Annotated in this window: 23 protein-coding genes; 19 read left to right on the top strand and 4 right to left on the bottom strand. The window is 67.3% G+C overall.

Annotation, left to right across the window (positions count from 1 at the left end):
- The first annotated feature begins 133 nt into the window (after positions 1 to 133).
- Positions 134 to 1,726 (top strand): DUF222 domain-containing protein, encoded by a 1,593-nt coding sequence (locus GKZ92_RS09670; protein WP_035755407.1) that lies wholly within the window; start codon positions 134 to 136, stop codon positions 1,724 to 1,726.
- 165 nt (positions 1,727 to 1,891) lie between these two features.
- Here the strand turns inward: GKZ92_RS09670 and GKZ92_RS09665 are convergent, their stop codons facing one another.
- The gene (locus GKZ92_RS09665) at positions 1,892 to 2,944 is read right to left on the bottom strand and encodes a membrane protein (RefSeq protein WP_035755366.1); all 1,053 of its coding nucleotides are present in this window, start codon (positions 2,942 to 2,944) and stop codon (positions 1,892 to 1,894) included.
- Positions 2,945 to 3,071: 127 nt separating this feature from the next.
- Between GKZ92_RS09665 and GKZ92_RS09660 the strand changes: the two genes are divergently transcribed.
- Entirely contained in the window at positions 3,072 to 3,626 is a 555-nt protein-coding gene (locus GKZ92_RS09660; RefSeq protein ID WP_035755364.1) for a TetR/AcrR family transcriptional regulator, read from the top strand.
- A 12-nt stretch (positions 3,627 to 3,638) separates the two neighbouring features.
- On the opposite strand, the gene GKZ92_RS09655 is transcribed toward GKZ92_RS09660, so the two are convergent.
- Positions 3,639 to 4,385: a class I SAM-dependent methyltransferase gene (locus GKZ92_RS09655; protein WP_035755361.1), complete on the bottom strand. Its 747-nt coding sequence runs from the start codon at positions 4,383 to 4,385 to the stop codon at positions 3,639 to 3,641.
- A gap of 288 nt (positions 4,386 to 4,673) precedes the next feature.
- Between GKZ92_RS09655 and GKZ92_RS09650 the strand changes: the two genes are divergently transcribed.
- The 5 genes from GKZ92_RS09650 (at position 4,674) to GKZ92_RS09625 (ending at position 10,010) form a co-directional block, all read left to right on the top strand.
- Positions 4,674 to 5,273 carry a hypothetical protein gene (locus GKZ92_RS09650; protein ID WP_035755359.1) on the top strand — a complete coding sequence of 200 codons (600 nt, stop codon included), beginning with the start codon at positions 4,674 to 4,676 and terminating at the stop codon, positions 5,271 to 5,273.
- Between the two features lie 308 nt (positions 5,274 to 5,581).
- A complete protein-coding gene (locus tag GKZ92_RS09640; protein WP_035755357.1) occupies positions 5,582 to 6,184 on the top strand; it encodes a TetR family transcriptional regulator in 603 nt (200 codons plus the stop codon).
- Between the two features lie 286 nt (positions 6,185 to 6,470).
- A complete protein-coding gene (locus tag GKZ92_RS09635; RefSeq protein WP_035755355.1) occupies positions 6,471 to 7,418 on the top strand; it encodes a phosphate/phosphite/phosphonate ABC transporter substrate-binding protein in 948 nt (315 codons plus the stop codon).
- Between the two features lie 40 nt (positions 7,419 to 7,458).
- Positions 7,459 to 8,292, top strand: a complete 834-nt coding sequence (phnC, locus tag GKZ92_RS09630) for a phosphonate ABC transporter ATP-binding protein (RefSeq protein ID WP_042376135.1) — start codon at positions 7,459 to 7,461, stop codon at positions 8,290 to 8,292.
- A complete protein-coding gene (locus tag GKZ92_RS09625; protein ID WP_230461924.1) occupies positions 8,289 to 10,010 on the top strand; it encodes a PhnE/PtxC family ABC transporter permease in 1,722 nt (573 codons plus the stop codon). The genes phnC and GKZ92_RS09625 overlap by 4 nt, the downstream gene beginning before the upstream one ends.
- Positions 10,011 to 10,035: 25 nt before the next feature.
- Here the strand turns inward: GKZ92_RS09625 and phnF are convergent, their stop codons facing one another.
- The gene (gene phnF, locus GKZ92_RS09620) at positions 10,036 to 10,764 is read right to left on the bottom strand and encodes a phosphonate metabolism transcriptional regulator PhnF (protein ID WP_230461923.1); all 729 of its coding nucleotides are present in this window, start codon (positions 10,762 to 10,764) and stop codon (positions 10,036 to 10,038) included.
- 204 nt (positions 10,765 to 10,968) lie between these two features.
- Between phnF and phnG the strand changes: the two genes are divergently transcribed.
- Genes phnG through phnN form a run of 9 tightly spaced genes read left to right on the top strand, consistent with a single transcriptional unit; the run spans position 10,969 to position 18,292 of the window.
- The gene (gene phnG / locus GKZ92_RS09615) at positions 10,969 to 11,469 is read left to right on the top strand and encodes a phosphonate C-P lyase system protein PhnG (RefSeq protein ID WP_035755349.1); all 501 of its coding nucleotides are present in this window, start codon (positions 10,969 to 10,971) and stop codon (positions 11,467 to 11,469) included.
- Positions 11,466 to 12,098 carry a phosphonate C-P lyase system protein PhnH gene (gene phnH, locus GKZ92_RS09610; RefSeq protein WP_035755347.1) on the top strand — a complete coding sequence of 211 codons (633 nt, stop codon included), beginning with the start codon at positions 11,466 to 11,468 and terminating at the stop codon, positions 12,096 to 12,098. Before phnG ends, phnH begins: the two co-directional genes overlap by 4 nt.
- Positions 12,098 to 13,246 (top strand): carbon-phosphorus lyase complex subunit PhnI, encoded by a 1,149-nt coding sequence (locus GKZ92_RS09605; protein WP_081790110.1) that lies wholly within the window; start codon positions 12,098 to 12,100, stop codon positions 13,244 to 13,246. Before phnH ends, GKZ92_RS09605 begins: the two co-directional genes overlap by 1 nt.
- Positions 13,243 to 14,178 (top strand): alpha-D-ribose 1-methylphosphonate 5-phosphate C-P-lyase PhnJ, encoded by a 936-nt coding sequence (locus GKZ92_RS09600; protein WP_262339136.1) that lies wholly within the window; start codon positions 13,243 to 13,245, stop codon positions 14,176 to 14,178. The genes GKZ92_RS09605 and GKZ92_RS09600 overlap by 4 nt, the downstream gene beginning before the upstream one ends.
- The gene (phnK, locus tag GKZ92_RS09595; RefSeq protein WP_042376141.1) at positions 14,175 to 14,954 is read left to right on the top strand and encodes a phosphonate C-P lyase system protein PhnK; all 780 of its coding nucleotides are present in this window, start codon (positions 14,175 to 14,177) and stop codon (positions 14,952 to 14,954) included. Before GKZ92_RS09600 ends, phnK begins: the two co-directional genes overlap by 4 nt.
- The gene (gene phnL, locus GKZ92_RS09590) at positions 14,951 to 15,712 is read left to right on the top strand and encodes a phosphonate C-P lyase system protein PhnL (protein WP_042376143.1); all 762 of its coding nucleotides are present in this window, start codon (positions 14,951 to 14,953) and stop codon (positions 15,710 to 15,712) included. The genes phnK and phnL overlap by 4 nt, the downstream gene beginning before the upstream one ends.
- Positions 15,709 to 16,488: a DUF1045 domain-containing protein gene (locus GKZ92_RS09585; protein ID WP_155225219.1), complete on the top strand. Its 780-nt coding sequence runs from the start codon at positions 15,709 to 15,711 to the stop codon at positions 16,486 to 16,488. Before phnL ends, GKZ92_RS09585 begins: the two co-directional genes overlap by 4 nt.
- Positions 16,485 to 17,660 (top strand): alpha-D-ribose 1-methylphosphonate 5-triphosphate diphosphatase, encoded by a 1,176-nt coding sequence (locus GKZ92_RS09580; protein ID WP_155225218.1) that lies wholly within the window; start codon positions 16,485 to 16,487, stop codon positions 17,658 to 17,660. Before GKZ92_RS09585 ends, GKZ92_RS09580 begins: the two co-directional genes overlap by 4 nt.
- Positions 17,657 to 18,292 carry a phosphonate metabolism protein/1,5-bisphosphokinase (PRPP-forming) PhnN gene (gene phnN / locus GKZ92_RS09575; RefSeq protein WP_081724867.1) on the top strand — a complete coding sequence of 212 codons (636 nt, stop codon included), beginning with the start codon at positions 17,657 to 17,659 and terminating at the stop codon, positions 18,290 to 18,292. Before GKZ92_RS09580 ends, phnN begins: the two co-directional genes overlap by 4 nt.
- Here phnN and GKZ92_RS09570 read toward each other — a convergent pair.
- Complete coding sequence (locus GKZ92_RS09570) at positions 18,237 to 19,742, bottom strand: phospholipase D-like domain-containing protein (protein ID WP_155225217.1); 1,506 nt, start codon at positions 19,740 to 19,742, stop codon at positions 18,237 to 18,239. The two genes, phnN and GKZ92_RS09570, sit on opposite strands and share 56 nt — an antisense overlap.
- 122 nt (positions 19,743 to 19,864) lie before the next feature.
- On the opposite strand from GKZ92_RS09570, the gene GKZ92_RS09565 reads away from it, so the two are divergent.
- Genes GKZ92_RS09565 through GKZ92_RS09555 form a run of 3 tightly spaced genes read left to right on the top strand, consistent with a single transcriptional unit; the run spans position 19,865 to position 22,259 of the window.
- On the top strand, positions 19,865 to 20,521 hold the full coding sequence (locus tag GKZ92_RS09565; RefSeq protein ID WP_155225216.1) for a CHAP domain-containing protein: 657 nt from the start codon (positions 19,865 to 19,867) through the stop codon (positions 20,519 to 20,521).
- Positions 20,518 to 21,630 carry a DUF6670 family protein gene (locus tag GKZ92_RS09560; protein WP_155225215.1) on the top strand — a complete coding sequence of 371 codons (1,113 nt, stop codon included), beginning with the start codon at positions 20,518 to 20,520 and terminating at the stop codon, positions 21,628 to 21,630. The genes GKZ92_RS09565 and GKZ92_RS09560 overlap by 4 nt, the downstream gene beginning before the upstream one ends.
- The gene (locus GKZ92_RS09555) at positions 21,627 to 22,259 is read left to right on the top strand and encodes a DUF2461 domain-containing protein (RefSeq protein WP_155225214.1); all 633 of its coding nucleotides are present in this window, start codon (positions 21,627 to 21,629) and stop codon (positions 22,257 to 22,259) included. Before GKZ92_RS09560 ends, GKZ92_RS09555 begins: the two co-directional genes overlap by 4 nt.
- Positions 22,260 to 22,319: the final 60 nt, after the last annotated feature.

Genomic DNA, 22,319 nt, shown 5'->3' with positions numbered 1-22,319 from the left:
CGGAAGCCGCTCTACACCATGACTCCGACAGTTCCCGCATTCCTGAAGAGGATCGATTGCCTCTGCGCAGCAATAGAATTACGTGTATTGTCGAACATATATTCGAACTGCGATCTTCGAGGGGGTGACCGCCATGACCGACAGCGCATCGACCGATATCACCGATGAGTCGCCGCCGACCGCGGTGCCCGCGTTGCTCGACGAACTCGACGCGATCATCGACCAGCTACAGACCACGGGTTTCACCCGCCTCACCGATACCGAGGTCGACGACGCCGGTGTCCGTATCGAACAGGCCATCGCCCGACTCACCTACACCGGTAACCAGCAGATCGTCGAAGCCGACCAGCGCGACCTACCCCGTAAAGCCGGCTACCGCAGCGTCATCGACTACATGAAACACCGGTTGCGCATGGCCTACCCCGGCAAACGCCTCAAACAAACCCGCGCCACCGCCACCTACCCCGACGCCACCACCGGCGCACCCCTCGAACCCGTCCACCCCACCCTCGCCACGGCGTTCGCCGCCGGCCGGGTGGGATCAGCGCATGTGCATGCGGTGATCGATGTGCTCGACCAGATCCCCCACGCCGTCGACCACGACATCAAGGTCGCCGCCGAACGCACCATCGCCGAACAAGCCGTCCACCTCACCCCCGACCAGATCACCGAGGCCGGTGCTCGCCTGCTGGGCTACCTCGACCCCGACGGGACATTGACCGACGACACCGACCGCCAACGACGCCGCAACGTGTACCTCAACCGGCAACGCGCCGACGGCACCGCCAAGATGTCGGGCATTTTGACACCCGAACTACTCGCACGGGTCTCCATGTTCCTGGCCGTGTGGGCCAAACCCGGGATGAACAATCCGAATGATCCGGAATCACCGACAGGGTCCAGCGAGGATGCCGATCCCGACGCTGTGGCGGCCGCCGCTCAACGCAACGACCGCAGCCCCGCCCAACTCAACCACGACGCCTTCAACGCACTCCTGAAGGCCGTGTTCGAGGACGGCATGCTCGGCAAGAGTCACCGCGGACTGCCGATGCAGCTGATCATCAAAGCCGACCTCAACGACCTCGTCCGCGAAGCCGGCTACGCCGTCACCGCCACCGCCACCCAGATCCCCATCCCCGACCTCATCAACCTCGCCGCCGACGCCCAACCCTGGCTGGCGGTGTTCAAAGACGCCACCGCCATCCCCCTCTACTTCGGACGCGGCAAACGCCTCGCCACCCGCGAACAGCGATTGGCGTCCTTCGCCCGGCCTGATGGTGACACCTGCTCCAATCCCGACTGCGGTGTGTCTGCCGCGCACGTGGAAATGCATCACGCCCAACTCGATTGGGGCCTCGGCGGACTCACCGACATCACCGACCTCGCCCCGGCATGCCCGAAACACAACCGCATGGTCGGCGACCAACCCGGCCAATACACCACCCGCATGGTCCGCGAAGGACCCGACGAAGGCCGCTGCGCCTGGCGGCTCAATACCCAACCCGGCGCACCACCCAACCCCGAACGCATCAACCGGCGACCCGACATCCCCCGCCGATTCGCCGAACATCTACAACACGTGCGCGCCGAGATCCACGGACCCCAACCGGCGTCCGGCGATACCCCGCGCCTCCAGATGCGCCAGGTCATCGACCTACGTGACGCCTCCGACGCCGAAGCCACCCTCGCCTCGATACTCCTCGCCGCGGCGTACCCGCGCGGGTGACATGCGTATGACGTTGTGCCCGGAAACCGGGCACAACGTCATACGGATCCGCACGGCGTCACCGTCTACTCGTCGATCGAGGCGGGGTCGACATGGCCCGACATGCGTCGTCTCCCTCGATCAGCCGGCGCCCGGTACTCGACGCCCGGATTCGCGATATCGAGCTCAGCTGGCGAGCTCGACGGCCTCGGGTGTCGACACGGCGGCACGTCGCATTCCCGTGACGAACAGCACCAGACCGACGACGATCCAGGTGACAAGGGTCAGACCGGCGGTGAGACCGCCGGCTCCGCCGAAGTAGGCGGCCGAGCGGACCAGGGTTCCGGCCGCACCCGGCGGCAGGATCTGGCCGACGGTACCCAACCCGGACGGCAGCCATGCAGCCGAACCGGCGATACCGGCCAGCGGGTTGCCGAGGAACATCATGACCATCGCGCCGATGGTGAAACCCTTGGCACCGAACGCATTCTGCAGGCCCGCGAGCGGGATGGCCAGGGCGGCGATCCCGAGCGCGATCGAACCGGCGACGGCCCAGAACGTCGTGGACCACAGTCCTGTCTCGATGCTGCCGAACCCGAAGGTGAGCATGCTTGCGACCACGAAGCCACCGACGGCCGAGAAGGTGACCAGACCGGTCAGGTACCAGCCGCTGCTGCGCGGGAAGATCTTCCGGAACGCGACGACCGGGACGATGCCGCCGAACACGAGCGGGAACGCGAGACCGCCGATGCCGATGCCGGTCGGGTCACCCTCCGGCAGCGGGACGACGTCCTCGACCGTCACCTTCTCCCCCGTCGCTTGCCCGAGCGCCTGCGCGGTACCGGTGAGGTTTCCGCTGATCGACGCCGAGCCCGCGCTGGCTACCAGGGCGTGGACACCGGCCTCGTCGACCACGAATCCGCCGACGACCTCGCGGTTCTCGATCGCGTCCCGCAGCGCGGCCTCTGAGTCGTAGCGCTGGGGCTCGTAGGCGTCGGGAGCCGCGGTGGCCAGGCTCTGCTCGAGTAGGCCGGCCGCGGCCGGGGCACCGACCACGCCGACCCTCAGATCGTGTGCCCCACTCTTGAGCGACGGCAGGATGAACACCATCAGCAGCAGGATGAGGATGGCGCCCAAGCCGGCGGTCAGGCCCGCCAGCATCACCACGGGCGGCGGCATCTTCTTTCCCGGAGCCTCCTTGTCCTCGATCGCCGGGGTTCCCATCGCCGCGGGTGTCATCGTGCGTCCTTCCCGTCAAACCGGATGCTTATCCTCCGGTTAATAGTGGATGATATTCCTCCGCTTAGACTGGCCGTGTCAAGTCGGATGTGATGGACGGGTCACCGGGTCGAGAGGACGTGGACACATGCGAGCGGATGCAGCGCGGCGTCGTCAGGCGATCGTCAAGGAGGCCCGTCGACTGTTCGCGGCACAGGGCGGCGGTGTCGCCCTCGAGACCGTTGCCGAGGGTGCGGGGGTGGGTATCGCCACGCTGTACCGGAACTTCGAGTCACGCCATGCGCTCGCAGACGAGGTGGCGCTCGCAATCCTGGACGACATCGGGCGTGCCGCGGACGACGGGCTCGCCGATATCACCACCGCACCCGACGCCGCGTGGACGACGTTCGTGAATCGGCTCGTCGGATTGGATCTCGGCGCCCTGTCGGCAGCGTTGGCCGAGTACGTGACCGCCGCGGTCCGAACCACGCAGGCCCAAACCCTGGCCCGCGTCGAAGAACTGCTCGGCTCGGCCAAGAACGCCGGACTGGTCCGCGACGACCTCGACGCACTCGAGCTGATCGTCGGGATCGGCCTGATCACCCGCCCACAGCCCGACGCCGTCCAGGCGGCGACACCGAACCTCGTGCCGCGCCTGGTGTCCATTCTGTTGGCGGGTATGCGTCCGCCGACCGACGATTGACCCGCCCGGCGCTCACACCGTCCCGCGCGCGGCCCAGGCAGTGGCCGAGACGATGAACCGCCCGTCGCCCAGACGCTTTCGCGCCACCGTCTCGAGCTCCCTCCGGGCGGTGGCGTCGAGCGATTTCACATACTCGCCCGCGGGACCGATGCCGAAAGTGTAGGGCTCCCACCATTCCTCGAAACTCGGATGCACGACGTCGACGGTGAGAGATTCCTCGACGACGTTCTGCAGTCCGGCCGTGACGAAGAGCTCCGTGAGATGACCGCGGTGTGCGCCGGAGAGCAGCGCCTCATCCTGTGCCTCGGGGTCGAGAACGTGTACCGCATCCCAGAACGGGGCGAGCGCTCCGGTCGGTCCGTCCCACACACAGGCCGCGACGGTCCCGCCCGGACGGGTCACACGCGCCATCTGCGTGAGTCCACGAACCGGATCCCTCATGAAGTGGACGACCAGTTGCGCGAGCGCATGGGTGAATTCACCTGTGTCATAAGCCAATTCCTCGGCCGTTCCGCGGCGCACGTCGACGTCCGGGAATCGTTCGCGGACTGCGTCGACGAAGGGTGGGGATGGATCGATCGCGGTGACGGCAGCACCGAGAGTCAGCACGTGAGCGGTGAGCGCGCCGGGTCCACACCCGACATCGAGGACATCCGCGTCGGCACCGACCCCCGCGAAGGTCGTGAAGACCTCGGCGAGCGGATCGGCGTAACGGCCCATGAAGCGTCCGTACGCCTCGGGCGGGACGGCGAAACCCACTCGTCCATGCTACGACTCATCGGCCGTCCGAACCTCTTGTCGACCGATCTCGGCCGACCGCGGGACGAACCCGCAGACCGTTACTCCCCGCAACTTCCGCACCGACATGGCCCAAGACTGGCGTCATCCGTTCATACCAATGAAACCGGACACGACACATGCGCACTCGGGACGGTGCGACAATCACACCGCTCGAACCCGGCAAAGCGTTCGGACGTCACACGGCGGCCGAGTGCGGCCACCGCGGTGACGGCGCCGACCTCACGCAGACGAAGTGGAGAGCGACCGATGAAGCGTTTCCGCCTACTCAGCATCACCGCGTCGGCCATCGCCATGCTCACGATCTCATTCGGCACCGCCCACGGAGCGCCCGCCCCCGCGGCGCCATCGCACCTGACGATCGGGTCCGCGGACGGCACCTCCATGACGTCCACCCTGCGCAACGCCACCTTCGTGCCCGTGGGCAACGAGCTGCGGGTCGTCGACCTGAGCGGACAAATCCTCGAGCGCGTCGCCCTGACCCTGCCCCTCGACGGGGCGGTGGTGCCGCTGCGCACGCAGGTCAGCGCCGACCGCACTCAGGCGACCTTCACACCGATCCTCACGCCGGAGGCGCGCGCCGCGATCACTGCGGGCGTCCGTCCCGCGTCGGCGAAGAGGGATCGCGCTTATCAGCAGATGATCTGGCACATCAACAACGGTTGGAACCGCGGCGGGAACGTGACCACTGCGATCGGCGCGGTCGCCGGCCTGATCATCGGCTGCCTGGTCATCGTCGGTTGCATCTGGGGCGCGGGAGTCGGCGCTGCCATCGGTGCGGCAATCGGCATCAGCAACGGCGATCCCGCCACCGCCCAGTCGATCCTGAACTGGATCAACACCCCATGACTGAGGGGTAGCTCCCCTCGATTCCGGACGCGGCCCTTTCCCCCGCCGCCCCGGAGTTCCCCAAGGAAGATCCCTCGCGCCCTCCCCCGACAGAAACGCGCGAGGGATCTTCTTTGCAGTAGGTTACTTTACAAACCGAACCTTTTGTATAGACAACGTACATTGTCTCGGTAGCGTCTGGCGCGGCGGTCACAGCCCCAGCCGCTGACCGGTGAGCCGATGGCGGCCGGGCATTGGCTGACCGCCACCGAGCGCGGCAAACTGGTGGCCATGATCGAGAACGCGCTGGAGCCGGTCGGCGCGGCACGATGACGACGCGCAACCACACGCAGGACGGCAAGTCGCCGCTTCGCGACTCGCTGCTCGACGGGCTGCACGACCTGCTGACGGACCGGGACTGGTCGGCGGTGCGCATGTCGGATGTCGCCGCCGCCACCGGTGTCAGCCGGCAGACCGTGTACAACGAGTTCGGGTCGAGATACGGACTGGCGCAGGGATATGCGGTCCGGTTGGCGAACCGTTTCGCGGGTCATGTCGCCGATTCGCTCGCCGACCACGTCGACGATGTCACCGGCGCGCTGCGCACCGCGTTCACGGAGTATTTCGCCGGCGTGGCCACCGATCCCCTGATCGCGTCGCTGCTGTCCGGCGAGGCCAAACCCGACCTGATGAAGCTCATCACGACCGACGTGGCGCCGATCATCACCACCGCGAGCGACCGACTGGCGCAGGCATTCCGCGAGTCGACGTGGCTGTCGATGCCGGACCCCGACGTCGAGCGCGTCGCCCGCGCGATCACCCGAATGGCACTGAGTTACGTCGCGATGCCTCCCGAAGGTGACCGCGACGTCGCGACAGATCTCGCCGAGATCATCTCCCCCGCCATCGAGGCCGCACGCATCCGACGCTGACCGCGCCTGCCCCCGTAAGGGGCACCGAACGCTCGGCTGTGCTGTGCACGCCGGGCCACACCACACAACCTGTCTATAAAACTAGACATGTTCCGACCGCCTTCATCCAGAAGACAGGCCGGCGCCGACATCTGTTCACCCAACGAACGAACCCTGATGACCGTGCCCGGAGTCGGCGATACCTGATCGATACGACCGGTCCCCGGGCACGCCCGTAGCCCGTCCCCACGGCTGCAGCCCCCCTCCCATGGCCGTAGCCCACCCCCACGCCTCGAAAGGCATCATCATGCGCGCCCCCAGCATCAAGACCCTGCTGTCTGTCGCCGTCGCCGGAGCATTGTCCGCCGCCGCACTGTCCGGTTGCTCCTCAGCCGGTGCGGAATCCAGCGGCTGGGCCAAATCCCCCGAAACCCTCGTCTTCGCCGCGGTTCCCGACAAGGCCGGGTCCGACGCGAACTGGAAGCCGCTGCAGGAATACCTCGCGAAGACCACCGGATACGAGGTCGAGTACTACCCCACCAGCGACTACACCGCACTGATCGCCGCACTGACCGCCGGGAAGGCCGACATCGGCACGATGGGCGGTCTGCAGTACGTGATGGCCACCGCCAAGGGGGCCGAGATCGAACCGGTGGCCGCGAGCCTGACCTCTCCGGACGCCGAGGATGCAGGATACTTCTCCGAGGCCATCGTCCCCGCCGATTCGACCATCACCTCGCTCTCCGAGGCCAGGGGCAAATCGGTCTGCTTCATCGACCCCAACTCGACCTCCGGCTTCCTGTTCGGCCTCAAGGCGCTGTCCGCTGCTGGTCTCGATGTGACGTCGACGGGCGTCGACGCCAGCGGCCGACCGAAGTTCGACGACTTCACCCCGATCTTCGCGGGCAGCCATGACAAGTCGGCCCAGGCGGTGGCATCCAAGCAGTGCGACCTGGGGTTCGCCGAGGACACGGTGGCCGCCGAGGCGGTCGAGAAGGGCCAGGTCAAGGTCATCAACCGGGAGTACGTGCCGGGCGGCCCGTTCACCGTCTCGTCGGCGCTTCCCGCCGAGGCGAAGACCAAGGTCACCGATGCGCTACGTGGCGCTTCGGTGGAGAACATCAAGAAGTCCGGGGTGCCCCTGACGGATGGCTTCACCTCCAGCTACTTCGGCGTACTCGCGGTTGATCCGTCGTACTTCGCACCGATCAGCGACCTCTGCCAGAACATCGCGGCCGCGAACTGCGCCTCCTGATCCCGGCTCCCGACCCCCGACTCCACAGAGGACCACAACCATGACCAACACGGCGATCTCACCCAGCGCGGTCACGACTGCCTTCGCACCGCTGATCGAGGTGACCGAGGTCTGCAAGGACTTCGGCACGAACCGGGCCTTGCACAACGTCGATCTCTCTGTCGCACAGGGCGAGATCGTCGTGTTGCTCGGCCTCTCGGGGTCCGGGAAGTCGACCCTGCTGCGGCACCTCGACGGCCTCGAGACCCCCACCGCGGGGAGCATCTCGGTACTCGGCCGCACCCTCACCGGGAGCTCTCCGAAGGAACTTCGCGCATTGCGCGGACGGATCGGCATGATATTCCAGCAGTTCGAACTGGTCGGCCCGCTCACCGTTCTGGAGAATGTGCTCACCGGGGCACTGTCCCGGCTTCGTGGCCCGCGTCTCGGACTGTGGGCGTACCCCAAGTCGCTGCGCGTGACCGCACTGGGCCACCTCGACCGAGTCGGGCTGCTGCACAAGGCTTATGAACGTGCCGACCAGCTCTCCGGCGGCCAGCAGCAGCGGGTCGCCATTGCCCGCGCCCTCATGCAGGATCCCGAGATTCTGCTGGCCGACGAACCGGTCGCGAGCCTCGACCCCGAGTCCAGCGCACAGGTCATGGCGCTCATTCGCGAGATCGCCGCGGACCGCGGCCTGACCGTCGTCTGCAGTCTTCACCAGGTCGAGCTCGCTCTCGACTGGGGCGATCGGGTGGTCGGACTGCGTGCCGGCGAGGTCGTCCTGGACACCCCGACCGCCGAACTCTCCCGCGAGGGCGCGATGGCGATCTACCGGCAGGTCGCCGCCGAAACCGGTGAGCACGATCTGCTGGCCCGGAGCGGAATGTGGTGACCACCCTCGAGGCCGCGCCGTTCCCACCGGAACAGGCGGCGCCGAAACCACCACGCCGACCGGGGCGGACCGCCGGCACCGTCGTCGTTCTCGGCCTGCTCGCGTTCGGCGTCTATTCGCTGACCACACTCGACTTCTCCTGGGCCAACATCGTCTCGAGCCTCGACAACGCCCAGAAGGTGTTCTCGAACATGGACCCGATCAGCTTGCCCCCGTTCGGCGAGCTGATGTATCTGATCGGTCTCACCCTCGGCATCGTCATCCTCGGCACCGTTGTGGCAGCTGCCATCTCGGTTCCGGTGGCCTGGGTGTCCGCATCGAACACCACCCCGTCCGCCACCTTGCGCTGGGTCGGCCGGGCGATCGGCGTCATCACCCGTTCGCTTCCCGATGTCGTGCTCGCCCTCGCGTTCTCGCTCGCATTCGTCCTCGGGAGCCCCCTGCCCGGCATCATCGCGATAGGCATCCATTCGATCGGCATGATCTCCAAGCTGTTCGCCGACGCCATCGAACAGATCGACGACGGCCCTCGTCTGGCCATCCGGGCCGCGGGTGGCAGTCGCGCACAGGAGTTCTGGTCCGGCGTGGTCCCCCAGGTGCTGCCGTCCTGGATCGCCACCGTCCTGCACCGCTTCGACATCAACCTGCGCGGCTCGGCGATCCTCGGCTACGCGGGTGTAGGCGGCCTCGGATACGCGATGAAGGTGGCGTTCGAGCAGTTCCCGCAGGGATACGGTCGCGGAATCGGTATCGCCGGAGTCATCTTCGTCCTGTGCGTGGTGGTGGAGATCATCTCGTCGACCATCCGCCGGAACCTGCTCGGCGTCGAGCCGCGCGGGCGTTGGTTCGGAGATCGCGCAGTTCGGTTCGTCACTCGTGGCCGTCCGCGCGACGGACGGACCGGCAACCAGCAGCCCATCGCCGTCACCGTGGACTCGATGACCCGACAGCCGTGGACCGCCCGCCGCATCCGCAACACGGCGTGGGCCGTCGGATCCGTTGCCCTCGTGATCTCCAGCTACTGGCTGGCCGACGTCGACTTCGCCGACGTCAACTGGTCGTACATGTGGCCGTCGATCCAGAGCTTCTGGCCGCCGAGCACCGGGCCGTACACGATGGGCGACTTCTTCGAGGCACTACTCGTGACGGTTCAGGTCGCCTTCGCCGCCGCACTGCTCTCGTTGGCCGTCTCGCTGGTGATCGGTTCGCTCGCCGCACGCAACGTGGTGCCCAATCCGCCTGTCCGCAACTCGTTCCGCGTGCTCCTCGTGGTGTTTCGCGGTATCCCCGAACTCGTCCTCGCGATCCTCCTGATCATGATCACCGGGCTCGGCAACCAGGCCGGCGTGATCGCTCTCGCCGTCGGCGGGATCGGGCTTCTCGGCAAGCTCATCGCCGACTCGTTCGAGGAGGTCCCGCCCGGACCGGAACGCGCCCTGACGGCCACCGGCGCCGCACGCGGACAGCGTTACCTGGCGGCCACGTGGCCACAGGCGTTGCCGTCGCTGATCGGCAACACGATGTACCTCGTCGACTCGAACATCCGAGCCGCGACCATCCTCGGCATCGTCGGCGGCAGCGGCATCGGTTTCTACCTGATGAATGCGTCGACGTTGTCGACCATGCACGGGCAGGTGACCACCCTGGTGGTGATGATGGTCGTCACCGTCCTCACTGTCGAGGGCGTGGCCGCCTGGCTACGACGAGTGTTCCGGTGATCGGGCAGATCTCGGGACGCCCGACTCACCGCCCGGGATCGACGTCGAGCTCCACCCGATCGGCCGGGAACCGGGTGACGGCCAGTTGCAGAGGGGTGCCATCCGGTAGGACGTCGAAGCCCTCGACCGCCAGAACCACTGCACCCTCGAGTAATTCGAGATCGGTGAGCTCACTCGCGGTTGCATGACGGGCCGCGATCATCGTCGAGCCACGGACGTAGGCGTCGATCCCCTGCTCGCGCAGTGCCCGGGTGAGGGATTGTTCGGCCACGAAACCCTCGGCCAGTCCCGGAACCCGTTCGGCATCGAACCAATTGGTACTCAACGAGATCGGCCGACCATCCACGCCGCGCACGATCTCCATGCGCAGCGCGTGGCGGTCCCCGAGATGCAACCGCTTCGCCACCGACTCGGGGGCGGGCACGATCTCGGACCCGAGCAGGCGTGCGGTCGCACTCTTGGCACGCTCACCGAGGCTGTCACTGAGCCTGGTGCGCACACCGATGCGGTGCACGAGCACCTCGTGTTCGGCGACGAAGGTTCCGCTGCCTCGCCGCGCGACGACCAGGTCGTCCGCCGCCAGCGCCGCGACAGCCTGACGCACGGTGTTGCGATTGACGCCGAATCGTCGGGCGAGTTGCGACTCCGACGGGAGACGAGTGCCCGGCGCCAGACCACCGTCGACGATCTCGCCGCGAAGTTCATCTGCGATGAAACGCCACGTCGAGAACCCACTGGGAGACCTGCTGTGCATGACCATGATGATGCCGAATGTACCGCGTTCGCAGCGGCGCTCGCCCGTTCACGAATTGTTCACCATCCCGCGACCACCTGGTCATTCGTCGTCACCGAATTGGTGACCCGGACCGTTCACGATCAAGTTGTCTACTTACCTAGACAACTTGAGATCTGAGATCAGACCCGCATTCCCACCGCTTTCACACACCCCGGAGGACCGATGACTGCGACGACAGATCGCAACGCCGCGGACGCCGCAGACCCAGCCGTCACCGCGCGACAGAACTGGATGCGCACGCTCGCATCCTCACCCGCCGAGGCCGTCGAGGCCGCATGGCACCAGTGGGAACCCAAGCCCGCCGTCCAGGAGATCCGCAGCCCGGAGACCGGACTGGTGATGCTCCGCGCCCGGATCGACTCGGTCGGCGACCGATTCAACGTCGGTGAGGCCACCGTCACCCGCGCGACGGTACGCCTCCACGGTGCACCGCTGTCCGCCGATGCGGTGGGCTCGGCCTACATCCTGGGGACGAATCGCGACCATGCCCACGCCGCAGCATGTTTCGACGCCCTCCTGTGCGACGACACCGAGCGAGCGCGCGTACTCGCCGAGGTCGTCGAACCGATGCGGAAGGCAGCCGACGACCTCGACACCGCACGCCGCGCCGAAGCCCGCAGCACACTCGTGGACTTCTTCAACGTCTCCAGGGAGCACGAATGACCACCACCGTCCCTACCGAAACAAACGACACCCTAGTTCCCGCACCGGGTTTCGACGATCCGACGCGTGCAGCGCAGGCAACGTTCCGGGCCGTTCTCGAGGCTCTTTCCAATCCCGGTCGACGCTGCGCCGTCGCCGGCGCACCCGCGGCACCACAACCACTCGGACCCGGACTGGGCGCAGTCGCATTGACCCTCCTTGATGTCGACTGCACCGCGTGGCTCGCACCCGAGCTGTCGGCGACGCCGGCCGTCCGCGCCTGGCTCACGTTCCACACCGGCGTCCGCGTGGTCGACGACCCCACATCGGCCCACTTCGTCATCGCCGCCGACGTCGCATCACTGCCGCCCCTGGACACCCTGGCCGTCGGGACCGACGAAGCACCCCATCAGTCGGCAACCGTGCTCCTCGCCTCACCCGTCGAGGATCGGACAGCCCGATTCGTCGGCCGCGGCCCCGGGATCGAGACCACGCAGGCCGTCGAGTTACCCGGCGCCTGGCGCGACTTCGCCCAGATGTGGCATCGCAACACCGCAGTGTTCCCGCGGGGCGTCGACCTCGTGCTCGTCGCCGACGACCACCTCGTCGGGCTCCCTCGCACCACTCGCCTCGACCCCCAGGAGATCTGATGTACGTAGCCGTGAAGGGCGGCGAACGCGCCATCGCCAACGCCCATGCCCTGCTCGCCAAGGAAGGTCGCGGTGACACCGGGTCACCGGTCGTCACCGCCACCCAGATCGCCGGGCAGCTCGGCGTCCTGGTGGCGCGGGTGATGAGCGAGGGATCGCTCTACGATCCCGAGCTCGCCGGGCGGGCGATCGCCCAGGCTCAGGGCGACGTTCTCGAGGCCATCACCCTGGTCCGGTCGTACCGCACGACGCTGCCGCGTTTCGGATACTCCGAGCCGGTCGACACGGGCGCGCTGCCCCCGCAGCGCCGGGTGTCGGCGACCTACAAGGACCTGCCCGGCGGGCAGCAACTCGGAGCGACCTTCGACTACACCCACCGCCTGTTCACCGAACGCGACACCGACGGCCCGGAGCCGGCGGACCTCGCCGGGGACGTGCACATGCCGCGGGTCACCGATCTTCTCGCCGGCGGCGACCTCATCGAACCGGCCGAACCGAATCCCGCGGACCCCGAGCCGACGGACATCACTCGCGACCCCACCACGTTCCCGATGTCCCGCGCCGGCCGCCTCCAGGCCCTGGCGCGCGGTGACGAGGGTTTCCTCCTGTCCCTGGGCTACTCCACACAGCGCGGCTACGGGCGAACTCACCCGTTCGCCGGTGAGATCCGCGTCGGCGAGGTGGAGGTCGAATACGTCGCCCCGGAACTCGGATTCGCGATTCCGATGGGTCGCATCGAGGTCACCGAATGCCAGATGATCAACCAGTTCACCGGGAACTCCGACACACCGGCACAATTCACCCGCGGTTATGGACTGACATTCGGACGAGGCGAACGCAAAGCCATGTCGATGTCCCTCGTCGATCGCGCGCTGCGGACCGACGAGTTCGCCGAACGGGTCGTCGCCCCCGCCCAGGACGAGGAGTTCGTCATCAGCCACGCCGACAATGTGGCCGCGACCGGGTTCGTCGAACACCTGAAACTGCCCCACTACGTCGACTTCCAGGCCGAACTCGTACTTGTCCGGCAGCTCCACGCGGACTTCCGCCGTCGCGCGGCCGGTGTCGCCGACGATCCCACCAGCACCCCCAGTAGCGCACCCACCACCGGGTTCGGCACCGCCGAACCCGACACGGAGGCATCATGACCGTCACCCCCATCGCCCACAATTCCCTCGACCACAACCTCACCGAGCACCACAACGCCGATCACAACAACCCCGGTCACAACCCGATCGCTTACAACATCGGCTATCTCGACGAGCAGACCAAGCGGATGATCCGCCGGTCGCTGCTCAAAGCCGTTGCCATACCCGGATTTCAGGTTCCGTTCGCCTCGCGTGAGGTGCCCATGCCCCGCGGCTGGGGTACCGGCGGCGTTCAGGTCACCGCGGCGGTCCTCGGCGGTGACGACGTGCTGAAGGTGATCGATCAGGGCGCCGACGACACCACCAACGCGGTGTCCATCCGAGCTTTCTTCGCCGAGGTGTCCGGCGTGGCCACCACGACGGTGACCGAAGAGGCCACGGTGATCCAGACCCGCCACCGGATTCCCGAGACGCCGCTGACCGCGGGACAGATCATCGTCTACCAGGTGCCGATCCCCGAGCCGTTGCGATTCCTCGAGCCCCGCGAGACCGAGACCAGCCGACTGCATGCGCTCGAGGACTACGGGCTGATGTACGTGAAACTGTACGAGGACATCGCATCCCTGGGGCACATCGCCACCACGTACGACTACCCGGTGATGGTCAACGGACGCTATCTGATGGCGCCATCGCCCATTCCGAGCTTCGACAATCCGAAGATGCACATGAACCCGGCCTTGCAGCTCTTCGGCGCCGGCCGGGAGAAGCGCATCTACGCGATCCCGCCGTTCACCCGGGTGGAGAGCCTCGGCTTCGACGACCACCCGTTCGAACCGCAGCGCTTCGATCGCCCCTGCGCCATCTGCGGTTCCGTCGGCGTGTACCTCGACGAGGTCATCACCGACGACTCCGGCACCGCGATGTTCGTGTGCTCGGACACCGATCACTGCGAACGCAACGCCATCCGAACCGACGAGGAGGTCGGAGCATGACCGACGAAGCACCCCTGTTGAGCGTCCGCGGCGCCGGACATCGGTACGGCCACCGGTACGGTTGCCGCGACGTCGATTTCGACCTGTGGCCCGGCGAGGTCCTCGCCGTGGTCGGCGAGTCGGGATCCGGCAAGTCGACGCTCCTCGGCACGCTGTCGCAGCGACTGTCCCTGTCCGAGGGCGAGATCCACTATCGGCTCGCCGACGGGCAGGTGGTCGACCTGGCCTCGCTCAGCGAGAGCGCGGTGCGTCACCTGTGGCGCACCGAATGGGGTTTCGTCCACCAGAATCCCGCGGACGGCCTGCGTATGCATGTCAGCGCGGGTGGCAACATCGGCGAACCGCTGATGGCCACCGGGAATCGCCACTACGGACAGATCCGACAGACCGCGGCGGAATGGCTCGAGCGCGTGGAGATCCCGGTCGACCGCATCGACGATGCGCCGGTGAACTTCTCCGGCGGTATGCGTCAGCGCCTCCAGATCGCCCGGAACCTGGTCGTTGCACCGCGCCTGGTCTTCATGGACGAACCGACCAGCGGGCTCGACGTCTCCGTGCAGGCCCGACTGCTCGATCTGGTGCGCAGACTGGTCGCCGACCTCGGGCTGGCCGTCGTGATCGTCACGCACGACCTGGCGGTGGCGCGATTGCTGTCGCACCGCACGGTCGTCATGAAGGGCGGGCGCGTCGTCGAATCCGGTCTCACCGACCGCGTTCTCGACGATCCGCAAGCCGCCTACACCCAACTCCTCGTCTCATCGATCCTGCAAGGATGACCGTGACCACCTCCACCGAACACAGCACCGACTCGCCTCTTCTCGATGTGGTGGGCGTCGACAAGACCTTCGTGATGCACCTGCAGGACGGCGTCGAGCTACCGGTCCTGTCCGGCCTCGGGTTCCGGGTCCACCGCGGCGAATGTGTCGTCCTCGACGGCACTTCGGGGGCGGGCAAGAGCTCCATCCTGAAGATGGTGTACGGCAACTACGGTGTCGACCGTGGCCGGATCTTGCTGAGCGGCAATGACGGAACCGTCGACCTCGCGGCCACCGACCCCCGTCGGATACTGGCGGCGCGACGCAACCAGGTCGGTTATGTGAGTCAGTTCCTGCGCTGTGTCCCGCGGGTCCCGGCCCTGCAGGTCGTCGCCGAGCCACTGCTCGAACGCGGTGCCGACGCCGACGTCGCCGAGGAGCGGGCCGCCGACCTGCTGACCCGACTCAGCATCCCCGAACGACTCTGGGGACTGCCACCGGCCACGTTCTCCGGTGGTGAGCAGCAACGGGTCAACATCGCTCGCGGGTTCCTGCCCGACCTGCCGCTGCTCCTGCTCGACGAGCCGACCGCCTCGCTGGATGCGCACAACCGCGACGTCGTGATCGATCTCATCCGCGAGAAGTGCTCGCGCGGAACCGGAATGCTCGGCATCTTCCATGACTCGTATGTGCGAACCGCGGTGGCCGACCGACTGATCGACGTCGCGTCGTTCACCCCGCGGCCCACAACACAGGAACACAACGGAGCCGTGGCATGACCGTGTGGCGGGCGGCCGTGTACGCCGCACCGGGATTCGGGCCGACCTCATCGCCGGCGGGCGCGCATGCGACCCGGCTTCGAGGACATGCCGAGGAGTGGTTGGGTCGGGCGGTCGACGGTCGCGACGTACCCCGTCGGACACCTGCGGGATGGACCCGCGACGAAGTTGACGCGATCACCGTCGCGGCCCGTTCCTATGGATTCCACGGAACGCTGAAGCCGCCCTTCCATCTCACCCCTGGGCGGTCGCTGGACGAACTGGTCAGGGCCGTGGACCATCTCGCGGCTCGCACACCGGCCGCATCGGTCCCGCGTCTGCGGCTGGGCCGGCTCGGCTCGTTCTTCGCGTTGGTGCCCGGTGCCGATGACGCGCCGCTGCGTTCGGTGGCCGACGCCGTCGTCACCGAACTCGACGCGTTCCGCGCGCCGCTGACCGACCACGACCGCGCACGCCGGAATCCGGACGCCCTCACCGAACGTCAGCGGGACCTGCTCGACTACTGGGGATACCCGTACGTTCTCGACGAGTTCCGGTTTCATCTGACCCTCACCGACCGGATCCCCGACGCCCGACAGTCCGTGGTCTCCGACGTGCTGGAGTCGTGGTTCGGCGACGTTCTCGGGCAGGACATCCCGCTCGACGCGTTGACGGTGTTCACCCAGGCGACACCCGACGCACCGTTCCTCCTCCACTCGGTTCACCCGATGGAAGTCTGCGCCCTGCTCCCACCTCGCGCACCCGGCACGAGCACCATGGAAGGAATCACCCGATGAGCAACGACACGGTGCTCTCCAACGCCCGAATCGTCCTCGAGGACCAGATCCTGCACGGCAGTGTCCTCATCCGGGACGGCCTGATCGCCGACATCGGCCCCCAGACCTCACCGGTTCCGCGCGGAGCCGACCTCGAGGGCGACTACCTGATGCCGGGTGTGGTCGAGGTGCACACCGACCACCTCGAATACCACTTCACCCCGCGGCCGGGAGTCTTCTGGGACCCGCTGCCCGCCGTTCTGGCCCACGACGCCCAGATGGCCGCAGCCGGGGCCACCACGGTCCTCGACGCGGTCCGCATCGGGTCGGAATCGGAGTCCGAGGACACCACGGCGGCCGCCGCGCACCGCCTTGCCGATGCGGTGACCAAGGCGGTCGATGCCGGCCTGCTGCGCGCCGACCATGCGATTCACCTCCGGTGCGAGGTGTCCACCGCGGACTGCGTCGACGCGTTCAACGAGTTCGCCGACGACCCGCATGTGCGCCTCGCCTCGCTCATGGACCATGCGCCCGGTGAGCGACAGTTCGCCGATGTCGAACAGTTCAAGAACTACTACGGGGGCAAACACCAGATGTCGCCGGAGGACCTGGACCGCTACATCTCCGAACGAATCGATCAGTCGCAGCGGTACTCCGACCTGAACCGCAAGACGATCGCAGCCCTCGCCGTCGAGCGCGGAATCACGCTTGCCGCCCACGACGACGCCACCGAAGAGCACGTCGACGAGTCACTCGGCCTGGGCGTGCACATCTCCGAGTTCCCCACCACGATCGCCGCCGCCGAGAGTGCCACCCGACGCGGGTTGCAGGTCGTGATGGGTGCACCCAACATCGCGCGCGGAGGCAGCCAGTCCGGCAATGTCGCTGCGGCCGACCTCCTCGAACGCGGGTTGCTGCACATCCTGTCGTCGGACTATGTGCCGGCGAGTCCGCTCCAGGCCGTGTTCCAGCTCGCCGGCGAGGGCTCACTCGATCTCGTCGCGGGCAGCAAGCTGATCAGCGGTAACCCCGCCCGGGCGGTCGGCTTCGACGATCGTGGTGAGATCGCGATCGGCAAGCGCGCCGACCTCGTGAGGGTGCGGTCGTATTCGTCTCCGACGCACCGTCGTCCAGGTGGCGTGGATGTCCCGGTGGTCCGAGGTGTGTACCGCGCGGGCACCCGCGTCACGTGAGTACACCGCTCGGACCGGGCACGTTCGTCGCCGTGGTGGGCGCCAGCGGGGCCGGCAAGGATTCACTGATGGCTTATGCCGCCGAGCATTCCGATGCGCACTTTCCACGTCGGGTGATCACCCGCCCGGCCGGTCCGGGCGAGGATCACCTGCCGGTCAGCGAGATCGAATTCGACTCCGCCTGTGCCCGTGGCGAGTTCGCCGTTCACTGGGGCGCGCACGGCCTGCGGTATGGGATCCCCGTCGAAATCGACGACATGGTGACGAGCGGACGGCCGGTCGTCGTGAACGTCTCCCGGTCCGTGCTCGACGAGTTGGCCCAGCGGTACGAACGTCTCGTGGTCGTGCGCGTCGAGGTGAGCGATGCGGTGCGCCTGCGGCGACTGCAGGCGCGCGGACGCGAATCCACCGACGACGTGGCGGCACGTCTGCGGCGTCCCGATCCGGCACCGCATCGTGCCGGTGACGTCGTGATCGTCAACCACGGAACGGTGGCCGAGGGAGGCGCGCAACTGATCCGTGCGATCGGTCCGCTCACCACGGTCACGACGAGATCCGACGAGCCGAGGTCCTCGGCTACTCGACCACCGAGCCCTGACGTCGGGGCCGGATTCTCGACCCGTACCGGATGACCCCGCGGTACAGCCTCTCGAGCACCGGCGTCCCGGCCTCTTCCGGGTCCACGAGTTCGTTCTCGGCGATGATCGACGCCTCGTCCTCGATCACCTCACGGTCGAAGAGTTCGAGCGTGCGGCCCGGTGTGGCCAGGGACTCGATCGCGCCGATCAACGAACCCTTCTCGCGTACTTCGTCGTCGAACTCCTCGGCATCGACGCCGAGGTGCTCCGACAGCAGCCGCGTCCGCATCGAGGTGATGGTGTCGCGTCGTCCCGCTTGGTCGGGGTCGTCGCGGCGCGCCTCGATCGCCACGTCGCATTCACTGTCGAAGCCCAGCGACCGGTTGTTGAGATTGGACGATCCGATGCGCAGCAAGATGTCGTCGACGACGAGCACCTTGGCGTGCACGTAGATCTCGTCACCCTCCGAGGTCACCGGGTAGTAGGCGCGGAACCGGTCGTGGACGTCGGCACGCCACAGCAACCGGAGGAGTTTGTGACGTGCGCCGTCCATGGCCAGCCGTTCGACCGGGCTGTCGGCGTGCCGGGGAAGGACCACGACGATCTCCGGACCGTCGGGTTCGGCGAGTCGTTCGGCCAGTGCATCCGCGATCTCGCGGGCCGCCAGGTACTGGCTCTCGATGTAGATCGTGCGCCGCGCAGCCGCGAAGGCCGCCTTGTAGAGCCGGCGGATCTCGTCGACCTCGTCACGATCGTTGTAGTGCGGGATGGTGCGGGCGACCCCGACCTCGCAGTCGGTGAACGTGACCCCGAGATCCTCGGGCCAGATGTCGGGACCGTCGGTGTCGACGAGTGGCGCCAGACGTTCACCGGTCGCCGCTTCCCAACGGTCGACGGCGACACCCGCGACGGCACGTGCCGCATCCCCGTCGAGCGCAACCGTCACGTCATGCCACGGACCATGCGGTTCGCCGTCAGGGTCGCGACGGAAGTCGTTGTGCGAGAGATGTTCCGAAGTATCCCAGCGGTCGACTGTCATGTCGATGCCACCGCAGAACGCGAACTGGTCGTCGATGACGGCGATCTTCTGGTGATGTGCGGCCGACACCGGATGGGCGGCATCGATCCGGAAATGCAGTCGACGCCCGGTCAGCAGGTCCTGGACGAACGGCGGCGCCACACCGCGCAGCAGCCCGGTGAAGGCACCCGTGCTCCAGCGCAGCACGTAGATCTCGAGGCCCGGCCGGTTGGCGCCGAGCCATTTGAGGAACTCGCCGAGACGGTCTGGGACCTCTCCCTCCGGTGACCGTGGGTCCAGGCTGATGCGGGTGTCGACATCCCAGCCGATCAGGATGACTCGGCGTCGAGCCTGTAGCAGCGCCGACTTGGCGTGCAGGAAGTAGTCCGCCGCATCGACGATGCAGGCGACGCGGTCGGCGGTGGCGATCTCCCGACAGGTGTCCCCGGCACGCAGGATCGGCTCGTGCCCCGGTTCGTCAGTCATGTCGTCTTTCGCCCCGTTCTTCTCACGGTCGTGGTTCGCAGCCCCCGCCAGTCCGCCATTCTGCCAACAGCCGACGCTCGGCGCGGCACCGCACCATGTGGGGGGTCCTTACACTCGTCGAGATGAGACCCGACTCGGCCAGCGACCTCGTGAAATACGGGGACCTCGAAGAACGTCCGCCCCGTCGACGACGCCGGCCGTTCGTCGTCGCCGCAGCGGTTGTCCTGGTCCTCGTTCTGGGCGTCGGCGTGATCGCCTGGCGCACCGTCCCCGAGCGGTGGCTGCCGTGGGACACGGCGGAGTTTCCCCAGGTCGACGCCGGACAAATGACGCCGACGCAGAACCGGATCGTCGAGTTGCTCCGCGCCGAGCACGCCGCGCAGCGTCCGGGCACCTTCTACTCCGAAGGCGTCGACGAGCCGTGGTGCGCGAACTTCGTCAGCTGGATCATGCGAGAGGCCGGAACACCGTTCGCCAACCCCCACTCGGGGCACTGGCGGATACCAGGGGTGTTCACCCTGCAGGAGTACTTCGAGGACTCCGGTCGTTTCGAGCCGGTCGGCGACTACACGCCCCGCGTGGGCGACGTCGTGCTCTACGACCGGTCGTCGGCGCTGGGCCAGCACACCAATATCGTGGTCTGGGTCGACGGCGACGAGGCCACGACGGTCGGGGGCAACGAGATGCGGAAAATTCGGGTACACGAACTGCACTGGGGGTCCGACGGCGGCGTCGTCGGGTTCGGACGCGTCGACCTCGAGCGGGGCACCGGGCGATGACCGACGACGCTCGGCACGTCTACCGCTCACGGCCGCCGGCGGCCCTACGCCCCGCCCTTGCCGTGGCCCGGCACTTCACCGACGCCGCACACCGCGCGTCGCAGAAGCCCTTCGACGCGTCCCTCGACCTCCTCCCGCACACCGAGTTGTCCGGCCGCTTCGGGTGGAGCCACTACGGCCTCATGTTGCCGTCGCTGCCCGACCCGCATCGCTATCTGAGCCTCATGGTGATGGCCGGTATGACCGGTCTCCGCGCCTTCGACTTCCCCGAGGAGGCCACCTCCGACGACCCGCAGGACATCATCGTCGCCTCTGCGTCGAGCGGGGCGGACAGCGCCTACACACGGGAGGTGCTCTCCATCCGACGCGAGGGGCGGTTCGCCCCGGACCGTGCGGAGTTCGGCTCTCTGGCCTCGATCACCGGAACGCATCCGGAGTTCGACATCCGGATCCATGCCGGCGACCTGGACGCAACGCTGACGATGACATGCCGACCCAATCCCACCTGGTTCGTCAAATCACCTGTCTGGCAACACATCGGACACGTGGGCCGCTACCGGGGCGAGGTGACGCACCGCGGTGTGACGACGGAGATCTCGGGCGTGGGGAACCTCGAGTACGCGCGATCCATCAGTCCCTACGTGGCGCTCCGCCGGGCCACGCACCGACAGATCCCGCTGGAGTGGTTCAGCTATCACGTAGTCGATCTGCCAGGTGAGCGCCAGATCCTGTTCACCCAACTGGGGGTCGCCGGCAGCATCGTCGAGACCAACGTCATCCGCCGATCACTCGACGGCACAGCCGATCACAAGGTGCACGAGGGATACCACCGCATCCTCGAAACGGACGACGCCCCCGCCGTGGACACGCATGGAAGCGAGCGATTTCTCCCCCGTGTCTTCGAGTTCGGTTGCGACGGAGTCTCGGTCGTCGGAACCTACGACTGCCCGCAACGATTCGCGATCGGACGGGGCCACATCTCCGGCTACGAGGCCCGGGTGCGCATCGACGGTGAGGAGTTCACCACGCGCGGATACTCCGAGCACATCGACGAACGGCCCCAGCGCCACCGAACCGTGCCCGGCGCAGCGACGACAGGAACGCCATGAGCTTCGACGGATTCCCCGAAGCCGCTCTCGACTTCTACGACGACCTCGAGATCGACAACTCGAAGTTCTTCTGGGAGCAGCACAAAGAGACCTATCGGACGGCGATCGCGGAACCGATGACGGCGCTCACCGAAGAACTCGCCGACGAGTTCGGCGCCGCCAAACTGTTCCGCCCGTACCGCGACGTGCGCTTCTCCAAGGACAAGTCGCCGTACAAGACGCACCAGGGTGCATTCGTTGCGGTGGCACCGGCCACCGGGTACTACATCCAGATCGGTGCACCCGGCGTCCGGGTCGGTGCCGGTTTCTACGAGGCCGGGCCGGCACGGCTCGCCGAGCTGCGCAAGGCCATCGACCACGACCGGCACGGACCCGAACTCGAGCGCATCGTCCGCAAACTCGCCAAGGCCGGATGGGAGATCGGCGGCGACCGCCTGAAGACCGCTCCCCGCGGCTACGACGCCGATCACCCGCGCATCGAACTCCTGCGCCACAAGTCGCTCTTCGCCGGCCGCGACTACGGCTTCGACGAGGTCATCCACACCCCGACACTCGTCGACCGCGTCCGTAAGGACTGGCGTGAGACCAACACGCTCGTCGACTGGATCGTCCGCCACGCCGCCACCTGAACGGTGAGCCACACGAACGACTTTCGCGCGACGCCGCGGCGCGTCGGGTGGGAGGGCCCG

Source organism: Gordonia sp. 135 (assembly GCF_009720185.1).
In the GTDB taxonomy this organism is placed as follows: domain Bacteria; phylum Actinomycetota; class Actinomycetes; order Mycobacteriales; family Mycobacteriaceae; genus Gordonia; species Gordonia alkanivorans.
This window is presented reverse-complemented; position numbering and strand designations above follow the sequence as displayed.